This is a genomic window from Pseudonocardia ailaonensis (assembly GCF_039531635.1).
Lineage (GTDB): Bacteria > Actinomycetota > Actinomycetes > Mycobacteriales > Pseudonocardiaceae > Pseudonocardia > Pseudonocardia ailaonensis.
Genome location: NZ_BAAAQK010000029.1, coordinates 61,981 through 76,759, shown reverse-complemented (window position 1 = coordinate 76,759; position 14,779 = coordinate 61,981). Strand labels below are relative to the sequence as shown.

Annotated in this window: 12 protein-coding genes; 1 reads left to right on the top strand and 11 read right to left on the bottom strand. The window is 72.8% G+C overall.

Translation table 11 applies throughout. The features are described 5' to 3' along the window. Window positions 1-47: 47 nt before the first annotated feature. Complete coding sequence (locus ABD324_RS35555; RefSeq protein ID WP_344427769.1) at window positions 48-1,730, bottom strand: cation:proton antiporter; 1,683 nt, start codon at window positions 1,728-1,730, stop codon at window positions 48-50. A gap of 55 nt (window positions 1,731-1,785) precedes the next feature. On the opposite strand from ABD324_RS35555, the gene ABD324_RS35550 reads away from it, so the two are divergent. After that, a complete protein-coding gene (locus ABD324_RS35550; protein WP_344427766.1) occupies window positions 1,786-2,226 on the top strand; it encodes a hypothetical protein in 441 nt (146 codons plus the stop codon). 66 nt (window positions 2,227-2,292) lie between these two features. Here ABD324_RS35550 and ABD324_RS35545 read toward each other — a convergent pair whose 3' ends face one another. The 10 genes from ABD324_RS35545 to ABD324_RS35500 form a co-directional block, all read right to left on the bottom strand. Then, entirely contained in the window at window positions 2,293-2,745 is a 453-nt protein-coding gene (locus tag ABD324_RS35545) for a heat shock protein transcriptional repressor HspR (RefSeq protein WP_344427763.1), read from the bottom strand. A 13-nt stretch (window positions 2,746-2,758) separates the two neighbouring features. Continuing rightward, window positions 2,759-3,964: a molecular chaperone DnaJ gene (gene dnaJ / locus ABD324_RS35540; protein WP_344427760.1), complete on the bottom strand. Its 1,206-nt coding sequence runs from the start codon at window positions 3,962-3,964 to the stop codon at window positions 2,759-2,761. Window positions 3,965-3,976: 12 nt separating this feature from the next. Next, window positions 3,977-4,645 (bottom strand): nucleotide exchange factor GrpE, encoded by a 669-nt coding sequence (gene grpE, locus ABD324_RS35535; RefSeq protein WP_344427757.1) that lies wholly within the window; start codon window positions 4,643-4,645, stop codon window positions 3,977-3,979. Further along, entirely contained in the window at window positions 4,642-6,504 is a 1,863-nt protein-coding gene (gene dnaK, locus ABD324_RS35530) for a molecular chaperone DnaK (protein ID WP_344427754.1), read from the bottom strand. Before dnaK ends, grpE begins: the two co-directional genes overlap by 4 nt. Before the next feature lie 220 nt (window positions 6,505-6,724). Beyond that, window positions 6,725-7,159, bottom strand: a complete 435-nt coding sequence (locus tag ABD324_RS35525) for a hypothetical protein (protein WP_344427751.1) — start codon at window positions 7,157-7,159, stop codon at window positions 6,725-6,727. A gap of 30 nt (window positions 7,160-7,189) precedes the next feature. Further along, window positions 7,190-8,194 (bottom strand): C40 family peptidase, encoded by a 1,005-nt coding sequence (locus ABD324_RS35520; RefSeq protein WP_344427748.1) that lies wholly within the window; start codon window positions 8,192-8,194, stop codon window positions 7,190-7,192. Between the two features lies 1 nt (window position 8,195). After that, entirely contained in the window at window positions 8,196-8,783 is a 588-nt protein-coding gene (locus tag ABD324_RS35515) for a hypothetical protein (protein WP_344427745.1), read from the bottom strand. Further along, complete coding sequence (locus ABD324_RS35510) at window positions 8,773-10,836, bottom strand: hypothetical protein (RefSeq protein ID WP_344427742.1); 2,064 nt, start codon at window positions 10,834-10,836, stop codon at window positions 8,773-8,775. Before ABD324_RS35510 ends, ABD324_RS35515 begins: the two co-directional genes overlap by 11 nt. Then, window positions 10,833-13,961: an ATP-binding protein gene (locus ABD324_RS35505; protein WP_344427739.1), complete on the bottom strand. Its 3,129-nt coding sequence runs from the start codon at window positions 13,959-13,961 to the stop codon at window positions 10,833-10,835. The genes ABD324_RS35510 and ABD324_RS35505 overlap by 4 nt, the downstream gene beginning before the upstream one ends. Next, window positions 13,948-14,772 carry a hypothetical protein gene (locus ABD324_RS35500; protein WP_344427737.1) on the bottom strand — a complete coding sequence of 275 codons (825 nt, stop codon included), beginning with the start codon at window positions 14,770-14,772 and terminating at the stop codon, window positions 13,948-13,950. The genes ABD324_RS35505 and ABD324_RS35500 overlap by 14 nt, the downstream gene beginning before the upstream one ends. Window positions 14,773-14,779 lie beyond the last annotated feature (7 nt).

Genomic DNA, 14,779 nt, shown 5'->3' with positions numbered 1-14,779 from the left:
CCGACGCGCGTTACGTGGCGAGAGCCCGGGATGTGCAGGATCACACCTCAGTCTCCGCGGAGCTCGATGCTGATCTGTTCGGCGTCGAGGTTCTCCAGGGCGACCGTGAGGGCCGAGGCGGCGAACACGCCCTCGCCGCGCGCGATGATCAGGGTCTCCCGCTGCGCCTCGATCATCTCCAGCCGCAGCCGGCGGAAGTCGGCGGGATCGGGGCGCTGCGCCTCGTCGGCCGTGCGCTCCAGGAACTCCGCGATGAGCGGGTGCGTGCGGTACCGCTCCATCACCTCGATGCCGGCCACCCGCATCCGGGCCTCCAGCTCGTGCCGCTCCGCCGCGAGCTCCTCGGGATCGGGCGCCGACGGTCGCACCAGCCGGACGAACCACGCCAGCGTGCCGCCCTGGATCAGCAGCGACGCCGAAGCCACCAGGAACGCCACGAACACCAGCAGCGACCGCAGCGGCATGTCCTCGGGCAGGGTCTGCGCGGCGGCCAGCGTGACCGCGCCGCGCATCCCCGCCCAGACGATCACCGCACCCTCCCGCACCTTGATCGGCTCGGCGAGGAGGTAGTCGATGTCGGCGATCTTGAGCTGCAGCCGGTTGCGGAAGCGCTCCGCGCGCTCGGGATCGTCGAACTTGCCGGTCCGGCCGCGGAACTCGAAGGACTCCCCGACGACGACCTTCTCGCCCATCCCCTCCAGCTGGGGCCGCAGGTTCTCGCTGCGGCGGGCGTAGCGGGACTGGATCCCGATCAGCGGCGTGACGAAGGCGGCGCGGACCAGGATCGTCAGCGCGAGCGCCAGGGCGGCGAGCCCGACGCCGCGCAGCACCGAGCCGCCGTCGTCGCGGAGATCGGCGACGACGGTCGTCAGCTCCAGGCCCATGATCAGGAAGATCGCGCCCTCGAGGACCAGCTCGACGGTCCGCCAGTTCTGCCGGTCGGCCAGCCGGTTCTGCGGCGACAGGTACTTGATCGCGCCCTGCCCGGTCACGAGCCCGGCCACCACCGCCGCCACCAGGCCGGACCCTCCCAGCTGTTCGGCCGGGACGGAGGCCGCGAACGGCAGCACGAACGACAGCACCGTGCTGACGGGCGCCTGCCGCACCCGGGCCCGGACGATCAGCCCGATCTTGCCGACGACCAGCCCCACCACGACCGCGACCACCACCGCGATCGCGAAGTCCGCGAACACCCCGCCGACCGAGACCGAGACGGCCGTGGCGGCGATCGCCGCGCGCAGTACGACCAGCGCCGTGGCGTCGTTGAGCAGACTCTCGCCGTCGAGCACCGTGGTGATCCGCGGGGCGACGCCGAGGCGCCGCACGATGGAGGTGGCCACCGCGTCCGTCGGGCTGAGGATCGCGCCCAGCGCGAAGCCGCCGGCCAGGCCGAGACCGGGCACCAGCAGGTGCAGCACCACGCCGATCACGGCCGTCGACGCCACCACGAGCAGCACCGACAGCCCGCTGATCACCCCGAAGTCCCGGCGGAAGTCCATGGCGGGCATGGAGACCGCGGACGAGAACAGCAGCGGCGGCAGGATTCCGGCGAGGATCCACTCGGGGTCGACCTCGACCCGCGGGACGGCCGGGACCAGGCTGACGAGCAACCCGACGACGACGAGGACGAGCGGCGCCGCGACCCGGATCCGGTCCGACAGCATGGAGGCCACCGCGATGGCGACGAGCGCCACCACGCCCACGACGAGGAACTCCAGTCCGGAATGCACGCACGGAACGGTACCCAGGTCGCGACCGGCTCCCGTGACGGATACCGTGCGCCGCGTGAGCGAGAACGTCGTGGTCGTGACCGGTGTGGACCCGAAGCAGGCCCTCGAGGCGCTGCAGGGCCTGGAGCTGGTCGAGGTCCGGGCCGCGGCGGTCGTGCACCGCGCGGCGGACGGCACGCTGACCCTGGATCACGAGACCGGGGACGCGGTGAGCTTCGCGGACCGGCACCCGCGCCTCGGCGCCTTGATCACGCTGCTGCTGAGCCCGGTCGACACGCTGCTCTTCGGCAACCAGCTGGTGTCGCTGTTCGGCGCGACGGAGCAGACCGCCGAGGAGCTGGCGGTGGGCCACCTCGCCCAGGCCGTCCCCGCCGGCAGCAGCGCCCTGATCGCCGACGTGGTGGAGCCGGACGAGGAGCTTCTGAACCAGGCGGTGGGCGGCCGGATCACCCGCCGCCCGTACGCCGACGTCGAGCGAGAACTCTCCGCCCCCTGACCTCGCGTCATGGAACCATAACGCGGAAAAAGGGGCCTCGAAATCGCGCTATGGTTCCATGGTGCGTCAGGGTTCGGGGCGCCTGCGGGGTGCTCTCGGCTGCCAGACCACGACCTGGGCGCTGCGGTCCACCGGGACCAGGTCCCGGCGGTAGGTCTGGTGGATCATGCTCGCCGCCTGCTCGGCGGCGGCGTGGGCGGCCGCCAGCTGCTCGTGCAGCTCCGCGACCTGTTCCCGCAGCTCGTCGACCAGCTGCTCGAGCTCGATGATCCGCTTGACCCCGGCGAGGTTCACGCCCTCCTCCTGGGAGAGCCGCTGCACCTCACGGAGCAGCGCGATGTCCCGCGCCGAGTAGCGCCGGCCGCCGCCGGGGGACCGGCCGGGGCTGACCAGCCCCAGCCGGTCGTAGCTGCGGAGGGTCTGCGCGTGCAGGCCCGACAGCTCGGCGGCGATGGAGATCACGAAGACCGGGGCGTCCTGGCTCGCCCCCGGCGGGAGCGGGCCCGTCTCATCGGCCATCGCGCGTCACCTCCTAGCCGTTCTTGACCTGGGCTCCCGCGAGCAGGTCCGCCCGCGGGTCGAACGACTTCGTCGCGTCGACGTAGCCGGCGAGCGCTGTCGCCGCCGCGTCGTCGAGCCGTTGCGGGATGGCCACCTCGACGGTGACGAGCAGGTCGCCCGTCCCCTTCTTGGCCGGCACCCCGCGGCCGCGCACCCGGAAGGTCCGGCCGCTCTGGGTCCCCGCGGGGATCTTGAGCGAGACCGTGCCGTCGAGCGTGGGCACCGTCAGGGTCGCACCCTGGACCAGCTCGGGGAAGGTCACCGGGACCTTCAGCGTGAGGTCCTTCGCGTCCTTCGCCGAACGGCCGAAGAGCGGGTGCGGGGAGACGTTCATCTTCACGTAGAGGTCGCCCGCGGGGCCGCCGTAGCGGCCCGGCTCGCCCTTGCCGGCCAGCCGGATGCGCTGCCCGTCGTCGACACCCGCCGGCACCCGCACGGTCAGTGACCGCACCTTGGTGCTCACGCCGTCGCCGTGGCACTCGGGGCACGGTTCGTCGATCACCCGGCCCGTGCCGCGGCAGTCCCGGCACGGCTCGGAGAACGCGAACGCGCCCTGGCTGCGGCTGACCACACCGGCGCCCGAACAGGTCGGGCAGGTGTGCGCGCCGGTGCCCGGCTTGGCGCCGGAGCCCCCGCACGTGTCGCAGGTGCCCGGCGAGGACAGCTGCAACGTCATCGTGGAGCCGCGCACGGCGTCGTCGAACGAGATGGTCAGCGAGCTCTCGACGTCCGCACCGCGCTGGGCGCGCTGCGTGCCCGCGGCCGGGCCGCGGTTGCCGAAGAGGTTGCCGAACAGGTCGCCGAGGCCGCCGGCCCCGCCCGCGCCCGACCGGGAGCCCTGACCGAACAGGTCCCCCAGGTCGTTGACGGAGAAGCCGCCCTGGCCCCCCGCGGGGAAGCCCCCGGGGAAACCACCGCCGCCGGTGAAGCCGCCGCCACCCGCGAAGAGCTTGCGGGTCTCGTCGTACTCCTTGCGCTTCTCGGGGTCGCCGAGCACGCCGTACGCCTCGGACACGGACTTGAACCGGGCCTCCGCCTTGGCGTCGTCCGGGTTGGCGTCCGGGTGCAGCTCGCGGGCGAGCTTGCGGTACGCCTTCTTGATCTCCGAGTCCGACGCCGTGGACGAGACGCCCAGCTCACGGTAGAAGTCCTTCTCGATCCAGTCGCGCTGGGTCATCCCGCCTCCTTCCTACTGCTCTTCCGCGGTCGGGTCCGGCCGGTCCGCCACGGTGACCATGGCGGGCCGCAGCACCCGGTCGGCGATCTTGTAGCCCTGCCGGAGCACGGCCGTGAGGATCGTGACCGTGGGCCCGGGGGCCTCGGCGGGCTCGTGCTGGACGGCCTCGTGCAGCGCCGGGTCGAACGGCTCGCCGTCCCGGCCGAAGGACTCCAGTCCCAGCCCGGTCACCACGTTCGCGATCTTGTCCCCGACGGCCTTGAACGGGCCGGTCAGGTCGCCGTGCTGCTCGGCGCGGGCCAGGTCGTCGAGCACCGTGAGCAGGTCGTTCACGAAGGAGACCTTCGCGCTGACCAGCGTGGCCTCGCGGTCGCGGTCCACCCGGCGCCGGTAGTTGGCGTACTCGGCCTGCACGCGCTGCAGGTCGTTGGTCCGCTCCTCGAGCTGCTTCTCGAGGTCGGCGATGCGCGGGTCGTCCAGCTCGATCTCGGGCTCGTCGGGTGTGGGCGGAGTCCCGGGGGGAGCGGCGGCACCCTGCTGAGTGCCGCCCACTCCGTCGTCCCCAGGAGTCCGGACCTCCCCGGTCAGGGGGTCGATCCGGCGCCGATCGGTGAAGCGGATCGGCTCCTCCTGCTCCCCCTCCGGGCCCGGCCTGCGGTCGGATCCGTAGGGAGTGCTCACTTGTCCTTCTTCTCCTCGTCGTCGACGATCTCGGCGTCCACGACGTCGTCGTCCGCGGCCTTGGAGCTGCCCGCGTCCGCACCCGGGGCGTCGCCCGCGGGGGCACCCTCGGCGCCCGGCTGCTGGTAGAGCGCCTGGCCGAGCTTCTGCGACTCGGTGGCCAGCTTCTCCATCGCCGTCTTGACCGCCTCGGCGTCGGTGCCCTTCAGGGCCTCCTTCACCTCGTTCAGCCCGGACTCGACGGACTCCTTGACGTCCGCCGGGACCTTCTCGGCGTTGTCCACCAGGAACTTCTCGGTCTGGTAGACGAGCGTCTCGGCCTGGTTGCGGACCTCGGCCTCCTCGCGACGCTTGGCGTCGTCCGCCGCGTGCGCCTCGGCGTCCTTCATCATCCGGTCGATCTCGTCCTTGCCCAGGGCGGACCCGCCGGTGATCGTCATGTCCTGGCTCTTGCCGGTGCCCTTGTCGATCGCGGTGACCTTCACGATGCCGTTGGCGTCGATGTCGAAGGAGACCTCGATCTGCGGGACGCCCCGGGGGGCGGGCGGCAGGCCGGTCAGCTCGAACATGCCGAGCTTCTTGTTGTAGGACGCGATCTCACGCTCGCCCTGGAAGACCTGGATCTGCACGGACGGCTGGTTGTCGTCCGCCGTCGTGAAGATCTCGCTCTTCTTGGTGGGGATGGTCGTGTTGCGCTCGATGAGCTTGGTCATCACGCCGCCCTTGGTCTCGATGCCCAGGGACAGCGGGGTGACGTCGAGCAGCAGGACGTCCTTGACCTCACCGCGGAGAACACCGGCCTGCAGGGCGGCGCCGACGGCGACGACCTCGTCCGGGTTGACGCCCTTGTTGGGCTCCTTGCCGCCGGTCAGCTCCTTCACCAGGTCGGTGACGGCGGGCATGCGGGTGGAGCCGCCCACGAGCACCACGTGGTCGATGTCGCCGACGGAGATGCCGGCGTCCTTCACCACCTGGTTGAACGGGGCGCGGGTGCGGTCGAGCAGGTCCTGCGTGATGCGCTGGAACTCGGCGCGCGAGAGCGTCTCGTCGAGGAACAGCGGGTTCTTGTCGCCGTCCACGGTGATGTACGGGAGGTTGATGGTGGCGTTGTTCGAGCTGGAGAGCTCGATCTTCGCCTTCTCGGCGGCCTCGCGGAGCCGCTGCATGGCCATCTTGTCCTTGGTCAGGTCGATGCCCTGCGCGCTCTTGAACTTGTCGACGAGCCAGGTGACGATCCGCTCGTCCCAGTCGTCGCCACCGAGGTGGTTGTCGCCGTTGGTGGCCTTGACCTCGACGACGCCGTCGCCGATCTCGAGCAGGGACACGTCGAACGTGCCGCCGCCGAGGTCGAACACCAGGATCGTCTGCTCGGTCTCGCCCTTGTCCAGGCCGTACGCCAGCGCGGCCGCGGTGGGCTCGTTGACGATGCGCAGGACGTTGAGGCCCGCGATCTGGCCGGCCTCCTTGGTGGCCTGGCGCTGCGCGTCCTCGAAGTAGGCGGGGACGGTGATCACCGCGTCGGTGATCGGCTCGCCGAGGTAGGACTCGGCGTCCCGCTTGAGCTTCTGCAGCACGCGCGCGGAGATCTCCTGCGTGCTGTAGGTCTTGCCGTCGATGTCCGGGGTCTTCCAGTCGCCGCCGATGTGGCGCTTCACCGACCGGAACGTGCGGTCCGAGTTGGTGACGGCCTGGTTCTTGGCGGACTGACCCACGAGGACCTCGCCGTTGCGGGCGAAGGCGACCACCGACGGCGTGGTACGCGCGCCCTCGGAGTTCGCGATGACCGTCGGCTCGCCGCCCTCGAGGACAGCGACGACGGAGTTGGTGGTCCCGAGGTCGATGCCGACCGCACGAGCCATGGTTGTTGCCTCCGTGTAGTTCACGTGTTACTGCGTTCTGGGGTGACCGCTGTTGAGCGGATCTGGCTCAAGTCTTGCGATTCGAGCTCGCGCCGTCAACCCGGCCTTGAGCCTGTCTCACTCAACTTGCTGACCGGTCCAACGAGCACCCCCGCGGAGTTGTTCCCGCTCGGCTCAACTTGCCCCGTATCCCGCTCTCTAGCGTCTTGCCTAGAGACGGCTAGGCGGGGCGATCGGGCACCTCGTCGCCCGGGCGGGGCAGCGGGTCCTCCACGGGCGCGAGCACCCGGTGGGTCCGCGGGTCCGCGACCGGGGAGCCCTCGGCGTCCCGGTACTCCAGGCCGCCCTCGGGATCCAGCTCGGCGACGTAGCCGGCGGCGGCGAGCTGCTCCTCGTCGAGGTCGACGAGGACCTCCCAGCGGCTGGGGACGACGCGGTAGTCCGGCCAGCGCAGGTGCCCGTAGGCCTCGTGCAGGTCGGTGAGCAGGCCGGCGAAGACCTGCTGCCAGCGCAGCGGCATGGCCTCGGCGAGCGAGCGGGGCACCACCAGGTAGTCCGGCCCGGCGCCGGGCGCGGGGCGGTCCAGGTAGTCGGCCAGCGGCGTGGTCGAGCGTGGGGTGGATCGATTCGGACGGGGGTCGTCCGGGCGGGCCATGTCGTGCTGCTCCGGTCGGGTCTGGGCTGGTCAGGCGGTGTTCGAGGGGGTGCCCGGACGGGTCGCGAGCGGCACCAGCTCCTTGTAGTCCCAATTTACCGGCTGCACCCGCACGTTCTGTCCGCTGTAGGGCGCTTCGACCATCTGGTCGTTCCCCATGTAGAGGAACACGTGGTGGATGGTCGTCGGGTCGCTACGGTCGTAGGCGTAGAACATCAGGTCGCCCGGCTGCGCGTCGCGGACGGGGACGTGCCCGCCGGCGTTGAACTGGTCCCGGGAGACACGGGGGAGCTTGATCCCGGCGGACTCGAAGGCGCGCAGCATGAGCCCGGAGCAGTCGTAGGTGTTCGGGCCGGTCGCGCCCCACACGTAGGGCTTGCCGACCTCGCCGAGCGCGAAGTCGATCGCGGCCTTGGCGACCCCGGGCGGCAGGTTCGCCGACGGGCTGCCGCAGCCGGTGGGATTGGCGACGTCGCCCACCTGCCCGACGAGCGAGGCGGCGAGCCCCTCCCACTTGGCATAGGCGTCGGGGAACGCGGAGCGCTGGACGATCTGGGCGGCGACGGTGACCGGCTGCTGGTCCCAGTTCGGCACCTGCAGGAGGCGGTCGTAGAAGGTCCTCGCGCTGTACTGCGGATCCGTGACCTGCGCCGGCGTGCCCCAGCCCTGCGACGGGCGCTGCTGGAACAGCCCGAGGGAGTCCCGGTCCCCGTAGTTGATGTTCCGCAGCGTCGACTCCTGCATGGCGGTGGCGAGCGCCACCAGCCATGCGCGCGGGGGTGCGTTCAGCTGCTTGCCCACCGCGATGATCGTGGCCGCGTTCTGCCGCTGCTCGTCGCTCAGGGTGTCGATCGTGGCCCCGGCGACCTGGGAGCCGTCCGAGGTGTTGATGCCGGCGTCGCACGCGCCCATCGAGTACTGCTGCTGGCCGGAGTTCGACGAGAACGCGAAGAACCCGACGGCCAGGAACACCACCAGCGCCACGCCGATGGCGATGAAGGGCAGGAACAGCCGCAGCGGGCGCAGCAGCCGCATGTCAGACCCGGTCGTAGCCGGAGACGCGCCAGCCGGCGGCCGTGTCGACCAGGGTGACCTTCAGGGTCACGACGTCCGTGGGGACGTCCGCGGTGACCGACGCGGGGGACACCTTCGTGGCCGTGGCCGGGCCGGTGATCCGGGTGGCCGGGATGTTCGCGGGGTCCACGTTGGACAGGGTGGGGAGGTACTCGTCGGTCGTGTAGGGGCGCAGGCCGGCCAGCCACTGCGCGTTCGTCATGCCCGCGGGGTGGTTGGCCCAGGCCGCGGTCCAGTTCTGCGCCATCTGCAGGGCCGAGGCCGGGGCCTGGTTCACCGGGAGCGTGGTGGGCGTGAGCGGGGCGACCGGGGGCAACGCGGTCGGTGCCGGGGTGGACGGGGCGCGGGTGGGGGCGGCGCCCGTGGTGGGCTGCGCGCCGAGGATACCCGGTCCGGGATCCGGGCGGGTGGCCCCGATGACCAGGCTCACCCCGATGACCAGGGCGAGGACCACGACGGCCGTGACCGCGAGCCGGGCCGGCGAGCGCAGGGGCCAGCCCCACACCGCCCGGTACGCGGCCGCCCTCCCGCGCGGGGACCTAATCGGCACGGCGGGCCGTCCCGGTGGGCCGGTAGATCCGGTAGATCGGCTCGCCGTCGACCAGCTCGGCGTTCACCCGGCGGACGGGCCGGGAGGGGGCGGAGTCGGCGCGGCGGTAGATCACGCGCTCGTCGATCTCGCCGGGGTCGCTGCGGGACGGGATGCCGCCGCTCGCGGCCGCGGCCGTGGATCCGCCCGCGGGCAGGGCCGGGCGGCGCGCGGCGGGGATGGAGGCGCTCCCGCCGGCGACCTCCGCACGACGGCGCGGGGTGCGGGCTCCGGGGCCGGCCGCGGTCGCCGTGGCCTGGTACGTGGCGTACTCGGCCTCGGGCCGCACGGCGTCGGGATCCGAGCCGGGCCCGGAGCCGTGGCGCTCGCTCCACCAGCGGCCCTGACGGTCCTCCGGCTCGGCCCCGCGCACCCGGTGCCAGACCCGGGACATCGGCCCGCCGCCGACGGACGGCACGATCCCGCCGAACTGCTCGCGGGTGAGCGACACCATGGACACGAGCCGGCGGAACGGGCGCGCGACGGCCCACAGCACGACCGTCACCACGCCGGTGACCAGCAGCGCGAGCCAGAGGTCGATGCCGGCGCCGGGCCGGAACAGCGACACGACGAGCAGCGCGTGCAGCCCGGCGAGCGCCCCCACGATGATCGTGTTGACGATCGCGGCGCCGGCCACGCGCAGCAGCGCGGGCAGGATCTCCGGCTTCAGGATCGCGACGACGGCGATGGCCGGGGCCGTCATCACCATGAGTCTGAGCAGCAGCATCGCGACCAGCACCAGCACCTTGGAGAGCAGCTGGAACAGCGCGATGCACAGCGCCTGGACCACCGCCAGCACGCCGACGCCGACCCGGCTGCCGGAGGTGCCCTGGAAGTAGGTGTACCGGTCGCCCATCTGGCCGGCGATGGTGGCGAAGTCCGTCTTCTTCTGCTGCGCGAGCTCGGGGGTGTCCTTGCCCTCGGCGACCTCGTCGATCGTGAAGGTCTGCGCGCGGAGCAGGTTCCGTCCCAGGTCCTGGGCCTGCGGGACGTCCGGGGAGCCGAAGTCGCCGCGCAGCCAGTTGCGGTACACGACCTGGTCCACGAGCACGGTGGGCAGCGTGTCCTTGTCGCCGAGGCCCACCTGCGAGAGGAAGCCCTGCTGCATCTGCGTGACGCCGTCGAGCAGCAGGGAGTCCGCGGCCTTCGCCCAGTTCACGGGGGCCAGGTAGGCCGCGCCGGCGAGCACCAGCGCGCCGAGGGCGAACGCGGCCCGTTTCGTCTGGGTGGCGAGATCGCCGCGCATGGCCAGGACCAGCAGGATCACCGCCAGGATCACCAGCGCGACGCCGATCCACACGGTGAACACGGAGTCGTACATGGCGCGGGTGGCGTTGGTGATGATCTGGTCGAGCGGGTCGAGGAGCGCCCCACCGTCGGCGATCAGGTAGTGCGCCCAGTTGACCCCGCCCACCGCGAACTTCGCGACGTTGAAGGTCTGGTTGCCGAGCCAGGTGTCGGTCGTGGTCGAGGGGTTGAGCACCCCGCCGCCGCAGCCGAGGTCGTAGTTGTGCCAGGTCATGCCCGAGTAGCCGACCTCGCGGTACACGCTGCCGGGCTCGCCGCCGTCGGGCCGGGGCGGGTCGAGGGACCCGACGAGCCCGGTGCCGGGACGGTCGGGCTCGGGACTCTGCTTGCAGTCGAACCCCTGCGCCACGGCGGGCGAGCCGACGAGAGCGGAGCCGAGGACCACGGCGAACACGAGCAGCAGCGCCGCCCCCCGCCCCCGCTTCCGAGGCGCCCGGCTCGGGACGCGCTCGCCGCTCCGCCCCCACTCACCGCCCCGCCCGCGTTCGTCGCCCTGCCCGCGTTCGTCGCCCCGCCCGCGCTCGTCACCCCGCCCGCGCCGGAGTCGTCCGAGCGTCGAGATGAACGTCAGGGCTTTTCGATCATGGTCCGGAGCGCCCTGACGTTCATCTCGGCGGGGGCGGAGGCCGCGCCAGAGGGCGCAGAGCAGCACCAGGACCACGGCCGCGAGCCCGGCCGCCCCTCCCGGTAGCGCGGCGGCGTTCACCGCCCGCCCTCGTGGGGGGCGCCGCTGCGGGCGCCGGGGTTCGCGTAGGCGCCGTGGTCGGAAGCGCCGTGGTCGGATGCGCCGGCGTCCCTGCCGTCCCCGTGCGGCCCGCCGCCGGGGGCGCCGTTGCCGGGGGCACTGTGCGCGCCGGACCCGGGACGGGGGCCCGGGGCGGGTGTGGCGACCTCGCCGTCGGCGTCGAGCTCCGCCCAGCCTTCCTCGAGGTCGTCGAGGAGCTCGAGCTGGGCGGCGTCGACACCGTCCACATCGGACCCGGCGTCCAGGCCGACGACCTGCACCCCGCCGTCCCAGCCCGCCACGCCGGGGCCGACGCGCGTGGCGGCGCCGGTGCGGATCTCGGGGGCGGAGAGGTCGATCTCCGTGTCCTCGTCCAGATCGATTCCGCCGGGGGGCACGGTCGCCCGTGGGGCGGCGGGGCGCGGCTCGTCGGGGGCCCGGCCGGCCTCGCCCGGCAGCATCGGCACGCCGCTCACCGCGACCCGGTTCGCGTCCGGGTTGGTGTCGAGGGCGTCCCGGACATGGTCCAGGTGGGGGGCTTCGAGATCGATTCGGATCTTTTCCACACCACCGTGCCCGTCGGCGAACACGAACTGGCGCGGGGTGTCGTCCGGGCGGTCGTCGTGGCGGGGGCGCGGGGACAGCGTGCCGAGCATCTGCTCGTAGCCGACGCCGGTGGGCACCCGGAGCAGGCGCAGGGCCTCGGTCTGGGCCTCCTCGTCGTCCGTCCGGCCGACGAACACGGCGTTGACCAGGGACGCGAAGCCGCTCACCCGTAGCAGGTCGCCGGCCAGCTGGGAGGCGAACAGGGCCCGGACGTTGAACTTGCGGGAGTCGCGGGCGAGCCGGTCGATCAGCACCTTGCCGGTGGGGACCTGGGAGAGGAAGTGCGTCTCGTCCAGGGCCACGCCCTTTCGGAGGTTGCGGTCCGCGTCGTAGATCGTGCGTTGGGTGAGCCAGCTGGCCAGGTTGAGCAGCTCGACGGCGAGGGCCTCGTTGTCCGTCCACTCCTCGCGCGGGCTGCCGGGGCGGGGCAGCGTCATGCCCTGCATGGTCAGCACGGTGAGGCGGTAGTCGCGGTCCGCGGCCCACGGGTCGTCCCGGCTGGTGTCCGGGAACAGCAGCGCGGCCTGCGGGAGCTCGCGGCGTTCCTCGAGGAAGTCCGCGACCACGCCGGAGTGGTCCTCGCCGTCGCGCTGGTGGCGGCGCAGGGCGTCGATCACCAGGCCGGGATGGCGGTCGGGGGCGCCGCCGACCTCGCGCACCGCCCTGAGCAGCACGATCCGGGTGTGCGGCAGGCGTGCGACGTCGTACGGGAGCAGGCCGGTGAGCACGTCGAGCACCAGGCGGCGGCGGGTGGCCGCGGCCAGGGACTTCTCGCGGCGCCAGGAGCGCTCGGGGTCCTCGTCGTCCAGGAAATGCTCGGGGCGCGGCTCGGCGACCACCCGGTACGGGTTGAGGATGCCGGGATCGGCGCGGAGCAGGTTGATGTGCCGGCTGAAGCTCGCCAGCTCGGGCAGGCGGGTGAGCTCCGCCAGCGGGCCGGACGGGTCGAGCACGGTCCAGCGGGCGCCGGCCCGGAGCGTCTTGTAGACGATCAGGCCGGTCAGGAACGACTTCCCGGAGCCCAGCCCACCGACGACGGCGGTCAGACCGGAGGCCCGCCGGACCTCCTGCGCCAACCAGGGATCCCACGCCACCGGCCGTCTCGTCGCGGTGCAGGTCTCGCCCAGCATGATCCCGCGCCGGTCGCCCACGGACGCGGTCGCGGCGGGTACGCCGGCGGCAGCCCAGGTCACCGAGCCGCGGCGGCGGTAGGCGCTGGACGCCAGCTGCTCGCCGGGGATGAACTCGCGGGCGTAGCGGTACTGCGCCTCCGGGTGCTCGATCTGCACCTTGGGCGAGTAGAGGTCGAGCACCTGCTGGGCCTGCAGGATCGCCTCCGACTCGTCCCGGCCGGAGACGGCGATCCGCCACCAGCCGTAGAGCCGGGTGTTGAGCTGGGTGAGCCCGCTGGTCAGCTCGTCCTCGACCTCGAGCACCCGGTCCGCCTGGCGGGCCAGCGACATCGGGGGATCGAGGTCGTGGTCGTGGGTGTAGTGGCGGATCTGGCTGCGCACCTTGCCCATCTGGCGCTGCAGCTCCCCCGTCACCTCCTCGGGCTTGCGGACGTACATCCGCGCCGACCACTCCACGGGGAAGGGGAGGCGGTCGCTGTGCTGCATCCACGGGTCGTCGATCTCCGGGATGCGCAGGCCCTCCATCAGCCCGATCGACAGGACGGCGACGTGCCGGGACACGGCCTGGCCGCGCACCCGGCCGGTGACCTGCACGGTCGGGGCGTAGGGCTCCTGGTGGAGCTCGACGCCGTCGGTGAAGGCCGCGAGGTCCTCCTCCTCCCAGCGGGTGACGCCGACGGGGACGTTGGAGAGGCTGCGCGGCGCGGGCAGGCCGAGGGCGACCGAACGGTGCATCAGCCAGGACATGTCCGTGGCGCTCGCCGGGACGCCGTCGAGGCCGGGGCCGGAGACCAGGGCGTCGAGGTGGTTGAGCTCGGACTCCAGCGCGGAGAGCTCGGCCCGCACCGCCGCGGGCACGACCCTGCCGAGGACGGGTGCGGCACGCTCGACCCAGCGGTCGATCATGCTCCGCCCGGACACCTCGACGCCGAGGAAGACCTCCTTGTCGCTCATGGACAGGCCCATGAGGTGGCGCTGCTCGCCCTCGAGGAAACCGTCCCAGCCCAGGGCGCCGGGGACGTCCGGCATCCGGCCCAGGGCGTTCTGGTCGAACGACTCGGCCCACATGTGGACGGGGTAGGGCCGGGTGGTCACGCGCAGGTGCAGCCAGCGGCCCTGCAGCTCGCCGAGCTGCGCCGCGATCTGGCGGATGAGGATCTCGCGCTGGCCGTCGGAGCGGAAGCTCCAGGCCTGCGGGGAGAGCCGGTACCAGGCCATGACCTGGGTGCCGGTGCGGGTGACGTGCCCGTCGATGCTGCGCAACGCGATCGTCGGGCTGAACTTCGGGAGCTTCCCCTCGCCGCTCAACGCGCGCCCGGCCGGGCGGCGGCCGTCGCGGTACGGATCGCGCGTGTCACGCGACGCCATCGCGGCGGTCCTTTCCGGTGGCCCGCCGCTCGGCGGAGGTCTTCCACGGCTGGGGCGCGGGGCCCTGGTCGCGGCGCCGGACGGGGGTTCGCACGGGCGGGGGCTGCCGGCGCCCGGTCTCCTGACGCCCCGTGTCCTGGCGGCCCGTGTCCTGGCGGCCCGTGTCCTGACGACCCCAGTCCTGGCGCCCCGACTCCTGGCGGCCCATGCCCTGGCGGCCCATGCCCTGGCGGCCCGGGTCCTGGCGGGAGGGGTCCTGGCGGGACGGCGCCCGGTGCGGCGCGGTCTCGCGGGCGGGGATCCGGCGCGGGGTGGCGCGGGGACCTGCGGCGCGCTCCCGGTCCTGGACGTCCGCCCGCACGACCGGGCCCTGAGCCGGGACCGTGGTGACGACGGGGACCCGCTGCTGCGGCTCCGGCCGGGTGGGCGGGCCCGACGCGCCGCGGCGGCCGGGCAGTCCCCGCCGGCTCCGGACGTGGGCGAAGCGCACCGGACCGCCGGCCGGGGCGCGACGCCGCCGCGGGCCCGTCACCTCGTGCCGGAACAGGGCTGCGACCTGCCCCAACGGGCGTTCGTAGTCGATCCGCTTGCCGAGGAACCGGGTGAGCACCACGGTGAGCACCAGGGACCAGGCGACCGAGAAGAAGTCCAGCCCGATGCCGATCCGGCGCTGCAGGAACATGATCACGACCATGACGAGCAGGCCGAGGCCGTAGCTGACGTACCGCGCGCGCCACGGGAAAGTGGCGCGCGGCGGCCCCAGCCATACCGAGTCGACCCGGTAGACCTCGTCATCGGTGCGGACCAGCATCGCCTGC

Bases quoted from the DNA above. Each gene is read 5' to 3' on its own strand.
- dnaJ (WP_344427760.1), bottom strand. From the start codon at position 3,964: ATGACCCAGCGCGACTGGATCGAGAAGGACTTCTACCGTGAGCTGGGC.
- ABD324_RS35500 (WP_344427737.1), bottom strand. From the start codon at position 14,772: ATGCTGGTCCGCACCGATGACGAGGTCTACCGGGTCGACTCGGTATGG.
- ABD324_RS35525 (WP_344427751.1), bottom strand. From the start codon at position 7,159: ATGGCCCGCCCGGACGACCCCCGTCCGAATCGATCCACCCCACGCTCG.
- ABD324_RS35505 (WP_344427739.1), bottom strand. From the start codon at position 13,961: ATGGCGTCGCGTGACACGCGCGATCCGTACCGCGACGGCCGCCGCCCG.
- ABD324_RS35545 (WP_344427763.1), bottom strand. From the start codon at position 2,745: ATGGCCGATGAGACGGGCCCGCTCCCGCCGGGGGCGAGCCAGGACGCC.
- ABD324_RS35520 (WP_344427748.1), bottom strand. From the start codon at position 8,194: ATGCGGCTGCTGCGCCCGCTGCGGCTGTTCCTGCCCTTCATCGCCATC.
- dnaK (WP_344427754.1), bottom strand. From the start codon at position 6,504: ATGGCTCGTGCGGTCGGCATCGACCTCGGGACCACCAACTCCGTCGTC.